21 protein-coding genes are annotated in these 20538 nt (G+C 60.9%); 9 read left to right on the forward strand and 12 right to left on the reverse strand.

Features of this window, described 5'->3' with window-relative positions; translation table 11 throughout:
- Positions 1-21: 21 nt before the first annotated feature.
- Positions 22-1545 (forward strand): serine hydrolase domain-containing protein, encoded by a 1524-nt coding sequence (locus RWO33_RS04180; RefSeq protein WP_314102417.1) that lies wholly within the window; start codon positions 22-24, stop codon positions 1543-1545.
- Between the two features lie 28 nt (positions 1546-1573).
- On the opposite strand, the gene RWO33_RS04185 is transcribed toward RWO33_RS04180, so the two are convergent.
- Both RWO33_RS04185 and RWO33_RS04190 read right to left on the reverse strand, forming a co-directional pair.
- The gene (locus tag RWO33_RS04185) at positions 1574-2221 is read right to left on the reverse strand and encodes a hypothetical protein (RefSeq protein WP_314102419.1); all 648 of its coding nucleotides are present in this window, start codon (positions 2219-2221) and stop codon (positions 1574-1576) included.
- A 55-nt stretch (positions 2222-2276) separates the two neighbouring features.
- Entirely contained in the window at positions 2277-2609 is a 333-nt protein-coding gene (locus RWO33_RS04190; RefSeq protein WP_314102421.1) for a helix-turn-helix domain-containing protein, read from the reverse strand.
- Positions 2610-2717: 108 nt separating this feature from the next.
- On the opposite strand from RWO33_RS04190, the gene RWO33_RS04195 reads away from it, so the two are divergent.
- Positions 2718-3707: an MDR family oxidoreductase gene (locus tag RWO33_RS04195; RefSeq protein ID WP_314102424.1), complete on the forward strand. Its 990-nt coding sequence runs from the start codon at positions 2718-2720 to the stop codon at positions 3705-3707.
- A 558-nt stretch (positions 3708-4265) separates the two neighbouring features.
- Here the strand turns inward: RWO33_RS04195 and RWO33_RS04200 are convergent.
- From RWO33_RS04200 to RWO33_RS04210, 3 genes are all read right to left on the reverse strand, one after another.
- Positions 4266-5408, reverse strand: coding sequence for a YncE family protein (locus tag RWO33_RS04200; RefSeq protein WP_314102426.1), 1143 nt, complete (start codon positions 5406-5408; stop codon positions 4266-4268).
- Between the two features lie 141 nt (positions 5409-5549).
- Entirely contained in the window at positions 5550-6173 is a 624-nt protein-coding gene (locus RWO33_RS04205) for a Fic family protein (RefSeq protein ID WP_314102430.1), read from the reverse strand.
- Positions 6174-6186: 13 nt separating this feature from the next.
- Complete coding sequence (locus tag RWO33_RS04210; RefSeq protein WP_314102489.1) at positions 6187-6468, reverse strand: antitoxin VbhA family protein; 282 nt, start codon at positions 6466-6468, stop codon at positions 6187-6189.
- 182 nt (positions 6469-6650) lie between these two features.
- On the opposite strand from RWO33_RS04210, the gene RWO33_RS04215 reads away from it, so the two are divergent.
- Complete coding sequence (locus RWO33_RS04215) at positions 6651-6866, forward strand: hypothetical protein (protein ID WP_312326755.1); 216 nt, start codon at positions 6651-6653, stop codon at positions 6864-6866.
- Positions 6867-6914: 48 nt separating this feature from the next.
- On the opposite strand, the gene RWO33_RS04220 is transcribed toward RWO33_RS04215, so the two are convergent.
- The 3 genes from RWO33_RS04220 to RWO33_RS04230 form a co-directional block, all read right to left on the reverse strand.
- Entirely contained in the window at positions 6915-7538 is a 624-nt protein-coding gene (locus RWO33_RS04220; RefSeq protein ID WP_314102434.1) for a hypothetical protein, read from the reverse strand.
- Between the two features lie 349 nt (positions 7539-7887).
- Positions 7888-8652, reverse strand: coding sequence for a hypothetical protein (locus RWO33_RS04225; protein ID WP_314102436.1), 765 nt, complete (start codon positions 8650-8652; stop codon positions 7888-7890).
- A gap of 157 nt (positions 8653-8809) precedes the next feature.
- A complete protein-coding gene (locus RWO33_RS04230) occupies positions 8810-9742 on the reverse strand; it encodes a hypothetical protein (protein WP_314102438.1) in 933 nt (310 codons plus the stop codon).
- Positions 9743-9933: 191 nt separating this feature from the next.
- On the opposite strand from RWO33_RS04230, the gene RWO33_RS04235 reads away from it, so the two are divergent.
- Together RWO33_RS04235 and RWO33_RS04240 are read left to right on the forward strand one after the other, a co-directional pair.
- The gene (locus tag RWO33_RS04235; RefSeq protein WP_314102440.1) at positions 9934-10794 is read left to right on the forward strand and encodes a hypothetical protein; all 861 of its coding nucleotides are present in this window, start codon (positions 9934-9936) and stop codon (positions 10792-10794) included.
- Between the two features lie 304 nt (positions 10795-11098).
- Positions 11099-11878, forward strand: a complete 780-nt coding sequence (locus tag RWO33_RS04240) for an NYN domain-containing protein (protein WP_314102442.1) — start codon at positions 11099-11101, stop codon at positions 11876-11878.
- Positions 11879-11916: 38 nt separating this feature from the next.
- On the opposite strand, the gene RWO33_RS04245 is transcribed toward RWO33_RS04240, so the two are convergent.
- Positions 11917-12138: a hypothetical protein gene (locus RWO33_RS04245; RefSeq protein ID WP_314102444.1), complete on the reverse strand. Its 222-nt coding sequence runs from the start codon at positions 12136-12138 to the stop codon at positions 11917-11919.
- Positions 12135-12485 carry a SymE family type I addiction module toxin gene (locus tag RWO33_RS04250; protein WP_314102446.1) on the reverse strand — a complete coding sequence of 117 codons (351 nt, stop codon included), beginning with the start codon at positions 12483-12485 and terminating at the stop codon, positions 12135-12137. Before RWO33_RS04250 ends, RWO33_RS04245 begins: the two co-directional genes overlap by 4 nt.
- Positions 12486-12823: 338 nt before the next feature.
- Here RWO33_RS04250 and RWO33_RS04255 point away from each other — a divergent pair, with 338 nt between their 5' ends.
- The 4 genes from RWO33_RS04255 (at position 12824) to RWO33_RS04270 (ending at position 16100) form a co-directional block, all read left to right on the forward strand.
- A complete protein-coding gene (locus RWO33_RS04255; protein WP_314102448.1) occupies positions 12824-13039 on the forward strand; it encodes a hypothetical protein in 216 nt (71 codons plus the stop codon).
- 88 nt (positions 13040-13127) lie between these two features.
- The gene (locus tag RWO33_RS04260; RefSeq protein WP_314102451.1) at positions 13128-13889 is read left to right on the forward strand and encodes an HNH endonuclease; all 762 of its coding nucleotides are present in this window, start codon (positions 13128-13130) and stop codon (positions 13887-13889) included.
- Between the two features lie 299 nt (positions 13890-14188).
- Positions 14189-15163 carry a thymidylate synthase gene (locus tag RWO33_RS04265; protein WP_314102491.1) on the forward strand — a complete coding sequence of 325 codons (975 nt, stop codon included), beginning with the start codon at positions 14189-14191 and terminating at the stop codon, positions 15161-15163.
- A gap of 10 nt (positions 15164-15173) precedes the next feature.
- Positions 15174-16100: a hypothetical protein gene (locus tag RWO33_RS04270; protein WP_314102453.1), complete on the forward strand. Its 927-nt coding sequence runs from the start codon at positions 15174-15176 to the stop codon at positions 16098-16100.
- Here RWO33_RS04270 and RWO33_RS04275 read toward each other — a convergent pair.
- Both RWO33_RS04275 and aceE read right to left on the reverse strand, forming a co-directional pair.
- A complete protein-coding gene (locus RWO33_RS04275; RefSeq protein ID WP_314102455.1) occupies positions 16081-17166 on the reverse strand; it encodes an ImmA/IrrE family metallo-endopeptidase in 1086 nt (361 codons plus the stop codon). The genes RWO33_RS04270 and RWO33_RS04275 overlap by 20 nt on opposite strands.
- A 663-nt stretch (positions 17167-17829) precedes the next feature.
- On the reverse strand, positions 17830-20517 hold the full coding sequence (gene aceE / locus RWO33_RS04280; RefSeq protein ID WP_314102457.1) for a pyruvate dehydrogenase (acetyl-transferring), homodimeric type: 2688 nt from the start codon (positions 20515-20517) through the stop codon (positions 17830-17832).
- Between the last annotated feature and the right edge of the window lie 21 nt (positions 20518-20538).

A 20538-nucleotide genomic window follows, 5' to 3' on the forward strand; every position in this document is an offset into this window, starting at 1 on the left:
TGCCCACGCCGAGAGGTCCGTATGGAACACGCCCACGCCTTCTTCCCCCGCGTCCTGTGCACCGCCCTGGCGCTGCTGCTGGGCACGTCCGCCTTCGCCGCTGATCGCCACGACGCCGCCATCGACAGCGCCCTCGGCAACGGCCTGCGCCCCACCGTGCTGCAACCCGGCGCCGCACTGCCCCGGTGGTCGCTGCAGGCGCGCATGGCCCAGCACCACGTGCCCGGCGTGGCCATCGCCGTGCTGCGCGACGGCAAGCTGGTGCACAGCGCCGGCTACGGCACCCGGGAGGCCGGCACCGCCAGCGCCGTCGATGCGGACACGCTGTTCTCGGTCGGCTCGGTGAGCAAGGTGGTCACCGCCGCCACCACGCTGCGGCTGGCGGCCGGCGGCAAGCTTGCGCTCGACCAGGACATCGCCACCTACCTGCGCAGCTGGAAGGTGCCTGCCACCCCGCAGGTGCCCGCGCCGCAGCTCACCCTGCGCATGCTGATGTCGCACACCAGCGGGCTGGGCGTGCACGGCTTTGCCGACTACCTGCCCGGCGAACCGCTGCCCACCCTGCAGCAGACACTCGACGGCATCGCCCCGGCGAAGAACAAACCGGTGCGCCTGCTCCACACCCCCGGCGAGCGCGGCGACTATTCCGGCGGCGGTGTGATGGTGGAGCAGCAGGTACTGGAAGACGTGACCGGCCAGCCGCTGGACGCCATCGCCCGCGCGCAGGTGTTCGTCCCGCTCGGCATGCAGCGCAGCCGCTACAGCGACCCGCAGGCGGGCAGCGGCAACATCGCCAAGGCCCATGACGGTGACGGCGCCCTCACCGCACTGCCGCGTGGCTGGCAGTCGTTCCCCGAGCAGGGCGCCTCCGGCCTGTGGACCAGCGCCAACGACCTCGCCGCCTTCGTCGCCGCGCTCACCTCCAGCTATCGCGGCCAGGGCAACTTCCTGCCACGCGCCATCGCCACCGACATGATGACCGAGGTGTCGCCCAGCTGGCACGGCCTGGGGCCGCGCCTGGATGGCGCCGGGCAGGCCCGCATCTTCCACCATGGCGGCTCCAACGACAGCTACCGCGCCTGGATCGAGGGCTATCTGGAAACCGGCGACGGCTTCGTCATCCTCACCAATGGCGAAAACGGCGCCGCGCTGGCGGCGGAGATCCGCAACGCGCTGAGCGACGCCATCGGCCGCGGCGTGAACCCGCCGGTGCTCACCGGTGCCTTGGACCTGAGCGACGCCCGCTATGCGGACTACGCCGGCGTGTTCGAACGCGACGACGGTATTGCCATGGACCAGCGCCGCGCCTTGGCTGACTTCTTTGACATCCCGGCGCTGCAGGTGAAGGTCGCCAACGGCGCGGTGCGGGTGGGCATGGCCGGCACACCGCGCGACGGCCAGGTGCTGCCGCTCAGCCCGAACCGGTTCGTATCACCGGAAATCGATGGGCTGCAGGTGGAGTTCCACCGGGATGCTCGTGGGCAGGTGAACGCGCTGAGCGTGGTGCATGGGGAGGGGCGCGCGCGGTATGTGCGGAAGTTGTAGCACTGCGCTGGAGGCACACAAGATTCGGTCAAGCTCCGCATGAATTCTGGGCGCTGCGCCGGCGGCGGCTCCGTCGCTGCCGATGTAGCTGTCCCGGCACGGTAGGCGCCGAGTGCATCTCCGAATTGAGTGCGGCAAGTCGTGTCACGACACTGCTGACGCTGCTGATCTCAAGGGGAACACCCAGGCAGAGCAAAGCAAGTCCAAACACGAGCACTCCACCCACGATCATGGAGGTTCCGCCCGAGCTGAACATCAAAATTGAAGCCGTGCAGAGCACAATGTAGAGCAGTGAAAGGACAAGCATCTCAATCCTACGGAGCACAGTGCTGTTCCTGTACTTCTTCTTCCATCGAATGGATCGCACGTCATCACCCTCGAAGTATCTCCAGTTGACCGAAAGATCGCGAAGCATTTTGCGTGGCTCTCTTAGCTGAAGAACGCCCCGAATTACTTCCGCAGGAGGATGATTGCCGAATGCATGCATGACAACAGTCTCAAGCCATAAAGAATCTCCCACCTTTGTTGGATCCCAAGCGTCGAGAAATTCCTTCCGCGATTGCGCCCAGCCTCGAGTAAGTGCGTATATGCCCTTCACCACAAGCGGAATGATCGCTACAGAGAATGCGATCAGACTAGCAACTCCACCTTTACTCAGCGAACCTGTGTCAAACATGCAAACCCCTTAGATTTTTTGTCCTGTCGGCAATAACTTTGAGCTGCGCGGCGTTCTACTGGCGGTTCATCTTTTTGTACGAATCCCCCCAATCCCGCATCGCCAACAGCACCGGCACCAGCGTCCTTCCCAGCTCCGACAGCCGGTACTCCACCTTCGGGGGCACCTCGGGGTACACATGCCGCACCACCACGCCGTCGGCCTCCAGCTCCCTCAGCTGGCTGGTCAACATCGATTGGGTGGCGTTGGGAATCAGCCGGGTCAGCTCCATGAAGCGCCGCGTGCGTGACACCAGGTAGAACAGGATCACCGGCTTCCACGTGCCGCCGATGACCGACAGCGTGGCTTCCACGCTGCAGCCGGTTTTGCCATATACGCGCCGCGCCATTGCGGGATACTCCTGAAAACCATAGTACCTATGGGAAAGCATAGTTCTTGTGGCAACCACGGTGCGACCATAGCATGCAGGTCATGTCCCCCGAGGTGATCGCTGCCCATGAAATTCAATGCCCTGCTGGCCACGAAAGAAGACGGCCAGGTCTCCACCCAGCTGGTGGCCTTTGACGAAGCCGAACTGCACGACGGCGATGTGCTGGTGCAGGTGGACTACTCCACCCTGAACTACAAAGACTCGCTGGCGATGACCAACGCCTCGCCGGTGATCCGCACGTTCCCGCTCATTCCCGGCATCGACCTGGCAGGCACCGTGCTGGAATCAAGCAACGCCGGCTTCAAGCAAGGCGACCGCGTGGTGCTCAACGGTTACGGCCTAAGCCAGACCCACCACGGCGGCCTGGCCCAGCGCGCGCGCGTCCCCGGCGAATGGCTGGTGAAGCTGCCCGACAGCATCAGCAGCAAGGACGCGATGGCGATCGGCACCGCCGGTTACACCGCCATGCTGTGCGTTCTGGCGTTGGAGCACGGCGGAGTGAAGCCCGAGCACGGCGACATCCTGGTGACCGGCGCCAACGGCGGCGTAGGCTCCATCGCCCTGGCCATCCTGTCCAAGCTGGGCTATCGCACGGTGGCCTCCACCGGCCGACCCGAACATGCGCAGTACCTGAAGGACCTCGGCGCCGACGAGATCATCGACCGCGCCACCCTGGCCGAACCGCGCACCCGCCCGCTGGATGCCGAGCGCTGGGCCGGCGTGGTGGATGTGGCCGGCAGCCACACGCTGGCCAATGCGCTGGCGCAGACGAAATACCGCGGCGTGGTAGCCGCCGCCGGGCTGGCGCAGGGTACCGATCTGGCTACCTCTGTGCTGCCCTTCATCCTGCGCAACGTCACCCTGGCCGGTATCGATTCGGTGCAGGCGCCGCACGCCGTGCGCGCCGAGGCGTGGAAGCGTCTGGCGACCGACCTGGACCTGGGCAAGCTGGCCAGCACCGTTGAAGTGATTGGGCTGGAAAAGGTGCTGGAGGTATTCCCGGCGTTCCTTGAAGGCAAGGTGCGTGGGCGGTTGGTGGTGGATGTGAACGCATAGTTTTTCGCCGCAGCAACTTGGACGAGCAGCGCGACGCCGTCGTTGCAGGGGTGCACACGGCGTTGCGGCTCCGTCAGGAGCCGCATTCGATGCTGGTAATGCGCCACCGCGCGTTGCGTTGTTATCGGCGGTCGATCGGGATGCGACCCTACCGCCGTTCGGCGGCACCACGTCCCGGAGCGCCTCGTGCAGCGCCCATCTACCACGCGCCGGACGCAGGACGCGGATCGCCCGACGCCCGACGCCCGACGCCCGACGCCAGACGCCAGACGCCAGACGCCAGACGCCGGTCGCAGGACGCCGCTCGCCGGTCGCCGTGAACCTGACACTGCGATGCACTGCCTCGGTAGGGTCGCACCCCAGTCGACTGCACGTAACGGTGCAACACCCGATTACGGCATGACCTACAACGAAGGCATCGCACTCCAGACAGCCGAGGGGAAAACCGCCGAAGAGACAGCCCCACCGCTGCTTCCATCATTACGGCCGTAACATGAAATTTCGCCGTAACACGTCGAATGTTGCGGTCAAAATTCATGTCACGGCCGACGAAAACCCTTACAGCGCAATCCGCGCCACAGACTCCTCACTGCCCTTCTCGTCCTTGTCCCCATTCTTGATGGTCACGTACAGGACGTTCTTCTTCGCATCCAGCGCCAGGCTGTTCGGGTGGGTCGGCACGTCATAGCTGCCCACCTGCTTGTAGCTCTCGCTGTCATACGCGGTCACCGTACCCGCTTCGCGGTTGGTCACGTACAGGCGCTTGCGCGGTGCATCCAGCAGCAGGCCCAGCGGGCCGGCGTCGGTGGCGATGCTGGCCAGTTCCTTGCCGGTGGTGGGGTCCAGCACCAGCACGCGCTGGCCCGGGTGCTTGGAGACGAAGCCCGGGATGCTGCTGCCCTGGTACTTGCGGATCATCTCCAGGCCCTGGTCAGTCACGAACAGGCGCTTGCCGCTCGGGTCCAGGGCCAGGTTCATCGGCTGCTCGGCGCTGACCTTGAAGCGCTGCTCCACCTTGCCGGTGTCGGTGCCCACGGTCACCACTTCGCCCAGCAGGTTGGAGGTGAGCACGCGCTTGTTGGCCGCGTCCAGGGTGAGGCCCGGCGCCTTGGCGTTGCCCAGGCCGGGGATGGTGTTGATGAGCTTCAAGGACTGCGTATCCACCACGAACAGCACGCTGCCTTCGCCGGAGTGACCGGTCACATACAGGCGGTTGTTCGGGGAATCCACCACCAGCTCGCGCAGGTCGTGGGTGTAGCCGGCCTTGCCATCCTTGCCGACCTTCTTTTCCATCAGCTGCACGATGCCCACGGCCTTGTTGCTGGCGGTGTCGACCACGGTCACCGAGGTGTCCACGGTATTGCCCACGTACAGGCGATTGTGCGCGTCGTCCAGCACCACGCCGAAGGCTTTGCGCTCCAGCGGGATCTTGGCTTCAACGGCCAACGAATCGGGGTTCAGGCGCAGCACCTGGGCCGGGCCGGCGGCATCGCCGAAGCCGCCCGAGGAGGCCACGAACACCGCGTTCTGGGTGGGGCTGAAGGCCAACTCGTAAAGGCCCTGCGCCACGGCAGTGCGCTGGACGGAGGTGGCGGCTGCGGTGGTGCCGGCCTTTTCGGCGGCAAAGGCGGACGGAGCGCCAAGGGTCAGGCTGACGGCCAGCGCCAGGGCGGCCGAACGGAACAGGGAACGAGGGTGCATGCGAGCGTCCTTGTGAGAGGCAGAGGAAGGATCCTGGCTCGCGTGGCCGCTGGGAGGAGCGGCCAACCACACGGTCGAATGTGACGTGGGAAGGCTGGCTGGCCCGGATATCTTAACAGGGGGGACCCTGAGACGCTCGCCCTAGCTGATCGCCTGTTTTAGCAGCTTCTCCAACGTTACATTCTGGGCAAGCACGTCAAGCGCATATTGAACGTCGCGCAGGTTGGCGTGGCCACGAATGTGGGGAAGCGCACGTGCGTTTACAGCAAGATCGCGTGCAACGTATAGCCTGGCCTGGGCGGTACTGTCGACGCCGAGCGCTTCCCAGTTGAGGTTGAAACCAGCGGCCCGCGCCAGTTGCCGCGTGAACACGCGAAGGGTTCTGCTGTTGCCGTCAGCGAACGGATGCGCGTAGTCGATCGCCGAGTACAGCTCGGCGATCACGCCAGGCACCTTGGCAGCCGGTAGACGTTGGAGCGCGGCGGGGACGTTCTCAGACATCACCATTCGCATATCCTTCAGTGCGCCCTCGTCCAGTGGTGAGTAAGCGACCAGAAAATGACTGCCTTCGATGGTTCGGCGCTTTACCCAATCTTTTCCTGGCTGTGTTGGCTGCCGAAACACACCGGGATTGAACGCGGGCAGGTCCTGAAAGAGACGGAGGTGGATCTGCTGCAGGTGGTAGGAATCGAATTTTCCTGCAACTGGCCGCAGGTCGAGTTCGACAGATCGAAGAAATGTGCGATCTGCTTCGAACTGCAACATGCGTTCAGCATGCTCAGCCATTCTTGAGAGCCACCAAATCGTCCAGACTTATCTCGCCATTGACGAACCGCCGCGCCTGCTCTTGAGCATCAACACTGACGGTCAACCCCTCCAGCGCGACGGATGCTGCTGCAAAGCGCACCGCCTCCAACCGCTTTGCCGGTACCGCCGCTTCGGGTCGCAAACGGGTTGCGACATAGTCTCGCATCAGCTCTCTAATCACCTGGGCAGCAGGTCGATGTTCAAGAGCAGCGGCTTCTTGAAAGCTGGCCCGAAGCTCGGGTTCGATTCGCAGCTGCATGAAGACATCTTTGCTCATGGCGATCTTCCAAGGGAATTCGGTAGACCAACAGCATGCGACATCTACATAGTAATGTCAATGTAGTGACGTTTTAGGCGCTGTCTGCCGCGGGCGCTTGTGTCCCAAGCTGTGAGACGGCCGTGAGCCATCCTGCCGTCCGCTTCGGAGGAACCCCCATGAACACGATCGACGCCGACTGGCTGGAAGAGCTCAACGACGCCATGCGCAGCCTGTTTGCAATCAAGGCACACGACCCGGAACTGGATCAGCGGTTGCTGATCAGCTACTACGACCTGGAGCCCCGGGAGGCTGCGGTAGCCATTGGCAATGACTACGACCTGGATCGTAGCGAGGCGATCTGGCCGCCGGCCGGGTTGGTGTGGAACAGCTGATGCGGATCAAGCCGTATGCCCGGCCGGTAGTGCAGTACAAGTGTTGTTCTAGAGCACCGCGCCGCCTTGGATGTATTCCAGATTGACTGATCTGGGCATGTTTGGTCTGAGGGAAATAGCAAGACCCAGAACCCGTTCAAGCTTTCGAAGGGTCGCTTTCAGTTCCTCGGCGCTTGCTTCATTGCCCGCAATGTAGACCTCAAGAAGGTCGTCGCCTGGGCGCCCGGAGAAGCCAGTGATGTCGGGTATGGAGCTATAGAGGAGGTCCTGATGTCTCTCAACAATCCAGTAGAACTCTTCCTCAGTATGGCGGTGGCCAGTCTCGATGATGACCCGGGTGCTCCCGCTGGCAGTTGTCAGGGTCCTGTTGGGCACAGGCGACGACCCTTTCAGTTCAACGAGAATGTGTTGGTCCGGTATGTGTTGGATGGAGATCGCAGTCAATCGGCCTGCGAACTCCTGCCGAAGACCCTCCATTGGCTGCAGGATTTCGGTCTGAACCGCGAGCCGGGTGATCGCATCGTCGATGGACACGCCAGGGTGCGCCGCGATGTAGCTCTTCACCAATACCTGCATCTCCTTGCCCTGATCGGAGTCTGGATAGGGCACCTGCGCCCAAGTGGCGCTGGCCAGGCAGGCGAAGAATGAACAACCGAGAAGTTTCCCTTTCATGGGGGTTTCCGTGTCCCAATTGGTTGATCCCAGCGTTTACCAAAAGCTGGCCCAAGCAGGGTATCCGTGCGATCAAGCAGGCGAAGTGACCCAGATCACGAACTTCATTTCAAGGGGCTTGCGGAACACCCATGGACCAGATCGATACAACCTGGCTTGAGCAGTTCGACCAGGCCATGCTCACGTTCTATGCCATCGACCACATAGACGCAGGAATGGATGAGCCAACGCTGTTGAGGTATTGCGACCTGGCGCCCCGCGAAGCGGCGCTGGTGTACGGCGAGGACTACGACCTGCATCTGCTCGATGCGATGTGGCCACCGGTGCGCAGCCAGCAATGCACCCACTCTCATTGCCCCTCGACCAACCGCAGTATCTCCGTGACCCTGCGCTCCAGATCCCGCCTGTCCGCATCAGTGCGCTGGGACTTCATCAAGAATTCCTCGTAGCCATCTCCAGCACATGCGTTGGTCGCCAGGCACAAAGAGCCCATCAATATGCCGGACGGCGCGCAGTCGTACCCCATGCGGCAGGCTGCCACCTGCCATGCGGGACTGGACTGCTCCCCGATCATCAAGGCCGCGAGCGGGTCGTCTGGGGCGCCCCGGTAAGTACTGCCCACTGTGTTGCCAATGGCAAACACGGCCGCAGCATCATTCGAGGCCAGAACCTCCTCAACCAGCTTGGCCGATTCCGCAGCATCGAGCTTTTTTTGGCTCAGCGCGTTGTCCATCAGTCGTGCGGCCAGGTCACCGTTCGCGGCGGCTTGCGCGTACCAACCGCGAATCATCGCCAACGGAATAATGGCGCCGCCATCTACCGCATCGCATCGCAAAGCGCGTTCCTGCGCCATCTGGTCCAGCACCGCCGCATGGGCCGGGTCGCCAAGCATTCCCCGCCTGACTTGCAGGTCTTTGAAAAATCCCTCGCGGTCGAAATTGAACATGTAACAGCCGTCATAGGTCTCTGCCAGCAGGCGCTGGGCCACGGCATCTCCGGCTTTGGCGCGCTCCTTCAGCGCCTCAAAGTCCTTCACCCAGTCCGCTTGTGCCGGTCTACCGTAGCTGACCTGAGCGCTTTCCTTCCTGGCAGGCACCTCGGGAAGATCAGGCAACTGCGCCGCTTGAGCCGTTGCAGCGGGCGCACCGGGCGGCTGTGGCGCTGCCAAGTCACTGCGCCAAAGCGCAAAGCCCAGCAACGCCGCAACTATCCCCGCTCCCAACCAGAGCCCAACTCTCCTCGCCCCCATACCACTCCCCTGTTCCTACCAGTCACTCTACCCGCAGCGAACAAACGCCATCGCGCTCGGTCTGCGGCGGAGGGCACTGCTCCTTGAACAGGCGCGTGATCTGTTCAATCTGCTGGTCAAGCGACCCCGATGCCGCGGATGGCAAGGAGCACGAGCGCGCGTGCTCCTCGTAGGTCTGGTGCGTGCAGATGCCCGAGAACAGGCACGCGTCGTCCATCACGGTGCTGTCAGGGCCGCAATCCAGCCCCATCCGGCAGGCGGCGATCTCCCACGCAAGTGATGAAACCGGCCCTTCGAGCACCTTGTCGTACTTCAACTGACTGGTTCGTGGGCGCCCGCCCAAGATGAGCTGCCCCATGTTGAACGCAGCAACCGGATCGTTCGAGGCAATTACCCGCTGTACAAGCCGGGTGGATTCAGCCGGGCCAAGCGCTTGCCCCCCTCTGGTGATGACCGCCATCTGCGCAAGCAGGTCACCGTTCCGAGCGGCTTCGGCGTACAACTTATCGATAGAGGGGAAAAGATTGCCACTTCCAACGGCCTGGCAATCGGCAATACGCTTCGCCACGATCTGCAGGGCCACGGCAACGCTTTCGGGGGTAGAAACGGACAGCAACGCAGGCACCTCGCCGCGCGCCACCTCATCCGCGGTGAACCTGGCACTGAAGCAGGTAGCGTAGGTGTCGGCCAATTCCCGCTGCGCAACCCGCTCGCCGCGTTCGGCGCGCGACTTCAGGTCACGGAAGGCCGCCACCTTCTCTTCCAGGGCCGCCGGTTCCAATGCAATTACCGGCAGCACCAGGCGCGGTCCGGCAGGCAGAGGCGTTGCTGCATGCTCAAAGGCAACCTCCCTGCCGACAGCATGCGCAGGCGCAGGCCAATACTTCCAGGCGGAAAACCCCGTGATCACCGCGACAGCCGCCAACCCGATAAGAACGGCCTTCGTTCCCGCCATGACTCAATCTCCCTTTGAGAACGGCAGCATGCGACAGCCATCCCGGGCTGGCAATAGAACCTCGCCCTTCAGGTAGACCGGCTGGTTCCAATGCCGGTGATCCCCGGCACCGCCAGCCCGCCCGTCTCATTCCTGACCCGTTGACGACCCTTTGCCTATAGTTGACCCCAACCAACGCAGCGGAATGGCCAATGCGCCTGACTTCACTCGGCCGATGCCTGCCACTGGCACTCGCCATCGCCCTGAGCGCCAGCGCGTGCGCACAGACGACGCCGCCTGAACAAGAAGGGACTTCGAGCATGTCGGAAGCTGTTGAGCAAGGCCGCACCATCAATGGCCACGTTTACACCAATGCGCCGGTGGAGGTGAAGCTGGGTCCCCATACCTTCCGTATTCCAGCGAACTACTTCGACAACCAGATAGGTCCGGAGGGTGAAGGCCTGGCACTGAAGCTGGAGTGGCCGAAAATGGAGCCCACTTTGCCCGGCGCGCGTGCCGCGCCACGCACCAACGACTTCCTGAAGGAAATTTCTGTTTCGATCGACTTCATTGATCGCCTGCCGATCAAGGACGCGATGGCCAGGCGGGTGACCAACGATGGTCATACCGACGAAGGCTCCCTTCAGCGTCGTGACCCGACCGCGCGACTTGAGCTGAGGGAGCCGCGGGCCGAATGGATGGGTCTGACGCCTTACGCCATCAACGAAGAGCTCCGGCGCGCCTATGCCCGCGACCAGGAAGCCAAGACCGGGCGTCCCTTTCCCCGCAACCTTGCATTCGAGCCGGATTGGTATGTTGCTCGATCGAGTGACGATGCCATCGCCACCTTCATCCAGTGCGACAGCGCGGAGCACCGCAAGGACGGCGTTGTGCTGGAAGGCAACGAGGTCACCCCTGTGGATGGCACCGTTTCCGCGCTTTGCACGCATTACTTCGTGGACATGGACAACAGCCTTTCCATCACGCTGAGCTACAAGCGCGCTTTCCTGAAAGACTGGAAGCGGATGGAGGATGCCGTTCGGGCGATCCTGGTCCAGTACAAGGTCGGTTGATCCACGCACTTCCAGGGAGATGTAAATGAGTGGATTGACCAACCGCGACGTTGAAATCCTGGACAGCTATGCCCGCGCTGGCAACGTACGCGAATCCCAGACCCAGGCAATGCGCATGGCCTGACCCAGCGTAGCCGCCAAACGCCCCCCAAGCGCTACCCCACCCCCGTACCGCCACCACACCCCGGTAGCGCCGACTGTTAGTCGGCAGCCCCCGAAGCCATGACCCCCCCCCCCACGCAACTCCCCAAGGGATTGTCTATAGTCCGCCTACCGGCACCCCGGCCCAGCACAAGGACCTGCAATGGCACACCCCGCCCAGGAAACCGCCGTCGCCATCCTGATCGACTGCGACAACGTCCCCCCGGACATCGTGGACTTCGCACTCCGCATGGCTGCCCAGGCGGGCCGGGTAACCGTACGCCGGGGCTATGGCAACACCAACACCCTCGCCAAGAACTGGGAACAGGCACTGGTGCGCCAGGCATTCACCCCCTGCCTGCAGTTCCAATACGCCTCCAAGAAGAACACCTCCGACATCGCCCTGGCACTGGATGCCTTGGAAACGCTGGTCGACAAGCGTGCCGACACTTTCTGCCTGGTCACCAGCGACAGCGACTTCGCCTACCTCTGCAGAAAGCTCAGGGAGCGCGGGGCTAACGTGTACATCGTGGGCGAGGCCAAAACGCCGGATGCGCTGCGTAACGCCTGCGACCGATTCTTCGAATGGGCGCCTGAGGCAGACAACGGCGCCAAGTCCAAGGACGTGGATACCCCGGATGCCAAGCGCGCTGCCCCCGCCGCCAAGCCGGACGCCAAGCCGGCCCCGGCCGGCCCGCTACCCAAGCGCCGCCCCCGCTTCGTGGTGGAAGCAGTGGAACTGCTGGCCTCGTCCAGCCCGGACGGCAGGGTTACCTTGAACGCACTGGGCCAGTACCTGAAGCGCGCCGACCCGGCCTTCAGCCCCACCGTGTACGGCCACTCCGGGCTACTGAGCATGGTGAAGACCTACGACCTGCTCACCCCGCATGAGGAAGAAGGCGGCCAGTGGACCGTGAGCCTGGCACCCAAGGCCGAGGCCTGAACTGACAGGGCCGGGACGCCACCCCGGCCCTTTGCAAGCTAAGCCTGTTCCTCAGGCGCATCCAGGTGCTCCGAGTGCCAGCACGAGTCGCTTTCCACGGTGAGGTCGATGGACTTCGGTTCGTCCGCCAGCCACACGTAGCCCATCATCATCTTCCGCAGCAGGTACGACGGCGTCTGATTGGTACGCCACGCCGCTTGCTGGAAGTGGTGACGCAGGCTGTCGGCCACCTTCACCCGCATCACCACGCGCTTGCTCATCGCGGATCTCCGCTGAGAATCGGCTGGCGCTTGTCGGCTTCAACCTCCGCGTACTGGATCTTGCGCTCCAGACTTCTGGGAACGCCGTTCTGCGGCATGACCGGGCTGCCGATGAGGGAGATGGTGATGACACCTTCTGCGGCGTCGATCTTCAGCCTGGAGCCTACATTGAAGCCCATCTGGCGTAGCCAGCGGCCTTGGAGCTTCATGAAGGGGATTTTGGCGTCTTCGGCGAAGTCTGGGGGTGAGGCAGGTGTTGGTGCGATGGTGGCCGAGCCTGCGGGCCGCTCAGGGGCTGGGCGGGAATGACCTTCGTCGTAGGGCGTGTCGTCCCAGTGCGTATGCATGTTGGACCTCCTGTAAGGATCGCCCCTCGCCGGGATGGCAAGGGAGTCGGGAGGTTAGAAACCGTCTAGCTGGAACCGGCGGGCGTATTTCCACAGGGGGTGTTGTATTAGCCACCCTCCCGACATGGGACGTCCAACATTCTCCAGCTAGAGGAGTTTCTACGCTCCGGACACCACTCTGCTGGAGCGGTCAAAGGATGGGAAATCTATTGTTTCCTTTGATTTCAGTGCTTTGGTAGACGCTGCCTAATGCTTGCCGCAAATGGCCCACTACGGTCTCAAGATCTGGGATGGAGTGCACGCAATCTATGGAAGTCGTTGAGAGAGCAGTAGAAAAAATGAATCGTATCGACACTGACTGGCTGCGGGAATTTGATGAGGCGATGCTGGGGTACTTCGCCATCGACCATGCGGACGCCGGAATGGATGAGAGAGAGCTGTCCTGGTACGCGGATCTTCCTCCTAGTGATGCTGCGCTGGCCTACGGCCGAGAATTCGATCTATGCCGCGTTGACACGTTTTGGCCGAGTCCGGGATTGAGGCGCACAACCTAACGGGCGGATTGCGCCACATCTCGTCGCCTACGGCATACTTTTCACCCTATCGAATCGGCGATTCGCACAGGGCGAGAGGAAAGGTGACATGGACGATTGGACCCACGAGCAGCTTGCTGCCGCCGTTGACGCGTACCGCTGGATGCAGGTACGTACAGCTGAAGGGTTGAAGCTGAATAAGACGCAGCTCTACCGAGACCTCGCCCTTAAGCACGGCCGGACTCCCAAGGCTTGGGAGTACCGCATGCAGAACATCTCTCATGTCTTAGACAAGCTCAAAGAAGACTGGATTGAGGGCCTCAAGCCAGCGAAGAACGTTGGTCCGGAGGTCACCGGTGCGCTCATCAAGCTTTTGAAGGTTGGGCCAACCTCTGCAGTGTCCCCGGCCACTTTGATCAGGCTGGAGCAGCAGCGTCAGCTCGTCGATGAATCCGGGTACTTCCTTCCAGAGAACGTCGAGGATCAGAGAAATCAAGCTCTCCGGTCCATCGTGCAACGCCAGGGTCAAAGGGAGTTTCGGGCTGCTCTCCTGGAAGCCTATGGGAGCAAGTGCGCTATGACCGGCTGTGACGTTGTCGACGTCCTTGAGGCGGCCCACATCCATCGATACATGGGTAAGGAAACCAACGTCGTCTCGAACGGCCTGCTGCTCAGGGCAGACGTTCACACTCTCTTCGACCTATTTCTTATCGGGGTTGAACCTACCACGATGCAGATCTGCGTCGCGCCGTCGCTTGCAGCGTCAATCTATGCCCAGCTGAAGGGAAGACCACTGGCCACTCCGTCCTGCAAACGGCATCTAGTTGATAAATCTCTGATAGAGAAGCATCGAGCACTGTGTGAGTGGTGATGTCGCGCGGGTGGAATGCTGTCGAACAGCCTGGCCGGAAATAACCATCGATGAGCCTGCATCGACGCATTTTCTTTAGTCGTGACCCATAACGCTTACGCGCTCATTGATTAGTATTAATGAAGCTCGCGCACCATCAAGCATAATTTGACAACATGGTGCTCTGAACCACTGCGGGCGCGCCACCACTCATACACACGAAGACGTTGTCTCGGCAACTGCGCCCGGGCTAGTTGGGCCAAGAGAAGGGTGCTATAAAGCGTAAACGGGGGAAAGGAGGAGGGCGAACCTTGCGCATAGTGTCGGAGACACTTGATGACCTGCAGTTCAGGGTCCTGAAACAGCTACTTGAGAGGCCGCACCACGTTATTCAAGCTACCCGTGGCCATGCTAGGGAGCTTTCAGGTGCCTGCCTTGTTCTTAAGAACCCCAGGGCTCGCTTGGGCCGCGGGATCAGACAAGGCAGACTCTTTAGCAGCCTCGGGGAAGTTCTTTGGTATCTTGCCGGCACTGACGACTTAGAATTTATAGCCTATTACATTGCCAAATACAGGGAAGAATCCTCAGACGGAATGACTGTAAGAGGCGCTTACGGGAAGCGGCTATTCCACAATGGCCAACTATACAAAGTCATTGCTCTCCTTAGGGAGAAATCTACTAGCCGACGCGCGGTGGTTCAGCTTTTTCGACAGACGGATCTCCGCAACCGTACTGAGGTGCCATGCACGATATCAATTCAGCTTTTGGTCCGAAATAGCAAACTGGATATGATTGCGTCAATGCGATCCAACGACGCGTTCATGGGCCTACCGCACGATATCTTTGCGTTTACTATGATACAGGAGATAGTTGCGCGAGAGCTTGGCATTAGTGTTGGAAGGTACACGCATTTCGTTGGAAGCCTTCACCTTTATCAAAACGATGAGAAAAAGGCTAGCGCGTTTGTACGGGACGGCTATCAGCGCAGGCAGGGAATGCCTGCCATGCCAGTCGGCAGCCCAAGGCCCGCGATTCGCATTCTTCTTGATGCGGAAAAGAGCATTAGGGAGCACGGAAAGCTTCCCGACAAGCTCGCTAGTATTGAAAGCTACTGGATGGACTTCATGCTTTTGTTGCTTGCGTTCAGTCGGATTAAGCGAAGGGACTATAAGGGAGCTCGCCGATTAAAGTCCAAACTTTCAACCAATTTCTATGATCGATACATCGATCTTAGAGCACCCACTGAACGCACGGACGAACCTGAGCCCACTCAGAGTGCGCTGGAGCTAGGCTAAGGAAACTGATATGCGCAATAAAGACGCTCATACGCTCGAGCTTATTAAACAGGGGCTTGAAAGCTTTGCAGTCAGGAGAGATGCGCCGGGCATCGAAGATGACGCCGCAATTGATTCACTTGCCTCACAGATCGTGGAGAGTCAAAGGAGAATTAACTTCGTCACCACAATTTCTGAACGAACGATATCGCCATTGAGATGCGATCCCCACTCAGCCATGTTCGACCCTATTAGGGCCGCTGTGTACATGGTTCAACGCGGCGAAATTGACGAGGCTGCATGGTTGGTCTTCCTTGCCACACACTTCGGCCACCACGTTAAAGACAAGTGGCGCCTGACGAGAGATGTATACGGCTGCCTGGGTGGAGAGCCATGGTCCTGGCAGGCTGTAAGTTCCAATTTGAAAGGCTTTCTTCGCTGGCTAGATGAAAGCCAGGGCATACTGGGCGGGGACGACGGGGTAAAGCGACGTTTCGGAAACCATAGGAAATACACATCCCGCAGTGCTACAAAACCGAATGGCACAGGCCACGCGGTAACTAGTTATATGGGGTGGGTCCTGGGTGCAGGCGGGCATCAGGCTCTGTTCGACGGTGCACTTCAGCGATCCTTTGGCGACAGTGGGCTTGCTTTCGATGACTTGTATGCAAAAATGGGAGCCGTTGCAAGCTTCGGCCGCATCGGACGATTCGATTATCTCACGATGATTGGCAAAACCGGCATCGCCCCGCTTTCACCGCCCTCACCTTACTTGAAAGGCGCAACTGGCCCCTTACAAGGTGCCAAGCTTCTTTTCGGAGAAGGCAAGAAGACCGGTGTTTATGAGGCGCTGATGATGGAGCTTGGAAATGAACTTGGCTATAACATGCAAGTTATGGAGGACTCTATCTGCAACTGGCAGAAGAGTCCCCTTGCGTTCAAGCCATTTCGAGGATAGCTCTGCGCCACTTATAGCGGACCTTTAAGTAGTTCATTTGGTTGAACCGAAGCCTTCCCTTGTGCTGGAGCTGCCCCACAACGATACCAGGAGCAACTCCGACGGATTTTGCGAACCTGGCAATGCTGAACTTATTGATCGGCAGGCTCATTAGATCGGCCTGCCTATCTTCTGGAACAAGATACTCCGCGGCAAAGTTATTGGCTTCAACCTCGTCCTCTTCCGTGACGCCACCTTCAATTTCGATTGACATTTTATCGGAATGAAGGATGAGGTGCGCAGCTTCGTGAAACAACGAGAACCAAAAGTGATCGTCGGTTAGATGTCTGGAGCTAAGGGAAATCATTGCACGGCCACGACTAACCTTCGCGATGCCACTTACGGGGCATCCTGAGGGAGCGGGCAGTATACAGAGCGCCACTCCGCAGCTAGCAAAAAGGTCAATAAGCTTCGGAACGAACAATGCTGGATCTCGAATCAGCGAGTATGACCTTGCCTCAGGAAGGCTTGACAAGAAACTCGCCGAGCTCCACTTAATGCTTCCTAGCTCTTGAGATCGAAGCTCAGCAGCTCGATACCAGGCCGACACTGCGCCGATCTCAGATGCGAATGTGGCTGACCTTCGAAATGCGAGAGCTTCCTCCAATGTGCCGAACGCGTCTTCAAACTCACTGATGGACCTCACTCCCATGAAGCTCGCCACTTCCAGTGCGAGGTCGCTTTCGTCTGATGACCGAGACGGTATCCAGCCGAACTTCTTCATGTCTGCGACAGGGAACGCAATTTCCCTTTGAAGGCGCAGCGCAGCCCTACGAAGCGAGGCGGAGTAACGCTCAGCTCTATTAATCCAGAACTTTTGAGAGGGACCTATAAGTTCAGCCAATGAGTGAGCCAGCTGCTCTGTAATCTGCATGCGCCCATCGATTAACTCATCATACGCACTCTGGCTCAGGTGAAGCCGCTTGGCCGCGCATGCCTTGTTAAGCCCATCCTTGGCCACCAACAAAGAAATTGTATCCCCAGGAGGCGAAACCCAGTCAGGATTGAATTCAGTATTCTTAAGCATCGGCCTTCACCCCGTCAATGCGCATCTCGGATATTCCACCTTCGGACTCACGATCGTAGAACGTGAAGCCCAGTTCCAGACCATCAGCCAAGGAGACCAGCCCAGCGCCTGGCTGTGCCCACTTGAACTTGTAGGGCAGGTCCGACAGGCAGGAAACCGCCTCTACGTCAGACACAAAAGCGCGAAGGGCCTTGGCAGCACGAGGCCCTAATCGTCTGGACGCAGTTAGCGCTTTTTCACAAGTATCTCTAGTTCGCTGATCGGCAAAGGTAATGTGCACCTATCTGGTCCACTAGGCTAGTTCATCTGCGGAGACTGAGGTTGGTAATCTGGAATGCTCTTCTGGCGGTGAACTAGGCGCCCAACCGGACGCTACGCGTTCTTCAAGGCTGGACTACGATCTTCCAATTCACGTGATTCTGGATGGGAACAATCATTCCCGTCAACTCAGTGAAGAGACGAATGGCGATCGACCAATTGCTCCTCACTGAACTTACCGTGCGGCGCATCATAATCGACCGCGGGGGCCACGGCGGTTAGATAGCACGCACGCAGAACATTGACTGCACCCCTTCGCATCTCGAGTTACCGGTTTCTTGATTTTGTCCCTACGCACGAGAAGGGGCAGCCGAGGCTGCCCCTTCCCTTTACGCTTGAACTCAATCAAACCCCGACAGGATTAGCCTTCTCAGGATCAATCTTGTACTGCTTGATAGCCCGGGCCACATCCTTCCCGGTCATCTTCCCGTCCTTGGCCAGCGCCGCAATCGCGGCATGCGCGATGTAGTACCGGTCCACTTCGAAGAAGCGACGCAGGTTCGCACGGGTATCCGAACGGCCGAAGCCATCGGTACCCAGCACGGTGAACGTAGCCGGCACGAACGCGCGGATCTGGTCCGCATACGCACGCACGTAGTCGGTAGCGGCAATCACCGGGCCCTGGCGGTCTTCCAGCAGCTCGGTCACGTAGGCCTTGCGCTGGGGTTCTTCCGGGTGCAGGCGGTTCCAACGCTCGGCGTCGAAACCATCGCGGCGCAGTTCGTTGTAGCTGGGGCAGCTCCAGATGTCGGCGGTGACGCCGAAGTCCTTCTCCAGCAGGGCGGCCGCTTCAATGGCTTCGCGCAGGATGGTGCCAGAGCCCATCAGCTGCACGCGCAGCTCATTCTTCTTCGGCTTGCCGGCGTCGGTGAGCAGGTACATGCCCTTGACGATGCCTTCGGCCGCACCTTCCGGCATTTCCGGGTGGGTGTAGTTTTCGTTCATCAGGGTCAGGTAGTAGTACTCGTCTACCTGGTCTTCCATCATGCGCTTGGTGCCGTGCTGCAGGATGACCGTGACTTCGAAGCCGAAGGTGGGGTCGTAGCTGCGCACGTTCGGAATGCCACCAGCGGCGAGATGGCTGTGGCCATCTTCGTGCTGCAGGCCTTCACCGTTCAGCGTGGTGCGGCCGGCGGTGCCGCCGAGCAGGAAGCCGCGGGTACGCATGTCGGCGGCCTGCCAGGCAATGTCGCCCACGCGCTGGAAGCCGAACATGCTGTAGTAGATGTAGAACGGCAGCATCGGCACGTTGGACACCGAGTAGCTGGTACCGGCGGCCATCCAGGAGCTGATGGCGCCCGGCTCGCTGATGCCCTGCTGCAGCACCTGGCCGCTCTGGTCTTCGCGGTAGAACATGAGCTGGTCGGCGTCGACCGGCTTGTACTTCTGGCCGAACGGCGCGTAGATGCCGATCTGGCGGAACAGGCCTTCCATGCCGAAGGTACGGGCTTCGTCGGCCACGATCGGCACGATGTGCGGGCCCAGTTCCTTGTCGCGCAGGGTGATGTTCAGGCTCTGCACGAAGGCCATGGTGGTGGAGTAGCTGCGCTCGCCGCTGCTCTTGAGCAGGCGCTCGTAGGCTTCCAGCTTCGGTGCGTTGAAGCTCTTGGTGGCCTTGCGCCGACGCTGCGGCAGGTAACCGCCCAGTGCGGCGCGACGCTCCTGCAGGTACTGCACTTCCGGCGAGTCCGGGCCCGGGTGGTAGAACGGCACTTGGCCGTCCTTGAGCTGCTCGTCGGTCACCGGAATGTTGAAGCGGTCGCGGAAGTGGCGCACCGCTTCGTCGTCCAGCTTCTTGGTCTGGTGGGTCGGGTTCAGCGCTTCACCGGCGCTGCCCATGCCGTAGCCCTTGACCGTCTTGGCCAGGATCACGGTCGGCATGCCCTTGGTGTTCACCGCTTCGTGGTACGCGGCATACACCTTGTGCGGGTCGTGGCCGCCACGGTTCAGGCGCCAGATGTCGTCGTCGGACAGACCGGCCACCATGGCGGCGGTTTCCGGGTACTTGCCGAAGAAATGCTCGCGCGTGTACGCGCCGCCGAAGGCCTTGCAGTTCTGGTATTCGCCGTCGACGGTTTCCATCATCAGCTTGCGCAACACACCGTTGGTGTCCTTGGCCAGCAGGGCATCCCAGTAACCGCCCCACAGCAGCTTGATGACATTCCAGCCGCCGCCACGGAACACGCCTTCCAGTTCCTGGATGATCTTGCCGTTGCCGCGCACCGGGCCGTCGAGGCGCTGCAGGTTGCAGTTCACCACGAAGATCAGGTTGTCCAGGCCTTCACGGCCGGCCAGCGCGATGGCGCCGAGGGTTTCCGGCTCGTCGCTCTCGCCGTCGCCGATGAAGCACCACACCTTGCGGTCGGACTTCTCGATCAGGCCACGGTTTTCCAGGTAACGCAGGAACTGCGCCTGGTAGATGGCGGCCAGCGGGCCCAGGCCCATGGACACGGTGGGGGTCTGCCAATAGTCCGGCATCAGCCACGGGTGCGGGTAGCTGGACAGGCCGCCGCCGTCGACTTCCATGCGGAACTTGTCCAGCTGCTGCTCGTCGATGCGGCCTTCCAGGAAGGAACGCGCATAGATGCCCGGGGCGCTGTGGCCCTGGATGAAGAGCAGGTCGCCGGGGTGGTTGTCGCTGGGGGCGCGCCAGAAGTGGTTGAAGCCTACGTCGTACAGGGTGGCGCCGGAGGCGAAGCTGGCGATGTGGCCGCCCAGGTCGCCCGGCTTGCGGTTGGCGCGCACCACGGTGGCCATGGCGTTCCAGCGGATGATGGAACGAATGCGCCATTCCAGTTCGGCGTTGCCCGGGCTCTTGGCCTCCAGGTTCGGCGCGATGGTGTTCACGTACTCGGTGGTGGGAGAGAACGGCAGGTAAGCACCCGAACGACGGGTGAGTTCCACCATGCCTTCCAACAGCTGATGCGCGCGCTCAGGGCCCTCGACATCAATAACGGCCTTCAGCGACTCGATCCATTCCTGGGTTTCCACAGGATTCGGGTCGTTGTTCAGCACCTCGTTCAACCAGTTCATTAGCGCTCCCATGACCGCACG

Source organism: uncultured Stenotrophomonas sp. (genome assembly GCF_963519925.1).
Taxonomy (GTDB): Bacteria; Pseudomonadota; Gammaproteobacteria; order Xanthomonadales; family Xanthomonadaceae; genus Stenotrophomonas; species Stenotrophomonas maltophilia_AE.

Bases quoted from the DNA above. Each gene is read 5' to 3' on its own strand.
- aceE (WP_314102457.1), bottom strand. From the start codon at position 20,517: ATGAACTGGTTGAACGAGGTGCTGAACAACGACCCGAATCCTGTGGAA.
- RWO33_RS04180 (WP_314102417.1), top strand. From the start codon at position 22: ATGGAACACGCCCACGCCTTCTTCCCCCGCGTCCTGTGCACCGCCCTG.
- RWO33_RS04235 (WP_314102440.1), top strand. From the start codon at position 9,934: ATGCGCCTGACTTCACTCGGCCGATGCCTGCCACTGGCACTCGCCATC.
- RWO33_RS04205 (WP_314102430.1), bottom strand. From the start codon at position 6,173: ATGTTGCAGTTCGAAGCAGATCGCACATTTCTTCGATCTGTCGAACTC.
- RWO33_RS04220 (WP_314102434.1), bottom strand. From the start codon at position 7,538: ATGAAAGGGAAACTTCTCGGTTGTTCATTCTTCGCCTGCCTGGCCAGC.
- RWO33_RS04250 (WP_314102446.1), bottom strand. From the start codon at position 12,485: ATGCATACGCACTGGGACGACACGCCCTACGACGAAGGTCATTCCCGC.
- RWO33_RS04215 (WP_312326755.1), top strand. From the start codon at position 6,651: ATGAACACGATCGACGCCGACTGGCTGGAAGAGCTCAACGACGCCATG.
- RWO33_RS04275 (WP_314102455.1), bottom strand. From the start codon at position 17,166: ATGCTTAAGAATACTGAATTCAATCCTGACTGGGTTTCGCCTCCTGGG.
- RWO33_RS04245 (WP_314102444.1), bottom strand. From the start codon at position 12,138: ATGAGCAAGCGCGTGGTGATGCGGGTGAAGGTGGCCGACAGCCTGCGT.
- RWO33_RS04255 (WP_314102448.1), top strand. From the start codon at position 12,824: ATGAATCGTATCGACACTGACTGGCTGCGGGAATTTGATGAGGCGATG.
- RWO33_RS04230 (WP_314102438.1), bottom strand. From the start codon at position 9,742: ATGGCGGGAACGAAGGCCGTTCTTATCGGGTTGGCGGCTGTCGCGGTG.
- RWO33_RS04240 (WP_314102442.1), top strand. From the start codon at position 11,099: ATGGCACACCCCGCCCAGGAAACCGCCGTCGCCATCCTGATCGACTGC.
- RWO33_RS04190 (WP_314102421.1), bottom strand. From the start codon at position 2,609: ATGGCGCGGCGCGTATATGGCAAAACCGGCTGCAGCGTGGAAGCCACG.
- RWO33_RS04260 (WP_314102451.1), top strand. From the start codon at position 13,128: ATGGACGATTGGACCCACGAGCAGCTTGCTGCCGCCGTTGACGCGTAC.
- RWO33_RS04195 (WP_314102424.1), top strand. From the start codon at position 2,718: ATGAAATTCAATGCCCTGCTGGCCACGAAAGAAGACGGCCAGGTCTCC.
- RWO33_RS04200 (WP_314102426.1), bottom strand. From the start codon at position 5,408: ATGCACCCTCGTTCCCTGTTCCGTTCGGCCGCCCTGGCGCTGGCCGTC.
- RWO33_RS04270 (WP_314102453.1), top strand. From the start codon at position 15,174: ATGCGCAATAAAGACGCTCATACGCTCGAGCTTATTAAACAGGGGCTT.
- RWO33_RS04185 (WP_314102419.1), bottom strand. From the start codon at position 2,221: ATGTTTGACACAGGTTCGCTGAGTAAAGGTGGAGTTGCTAGTCTGATC.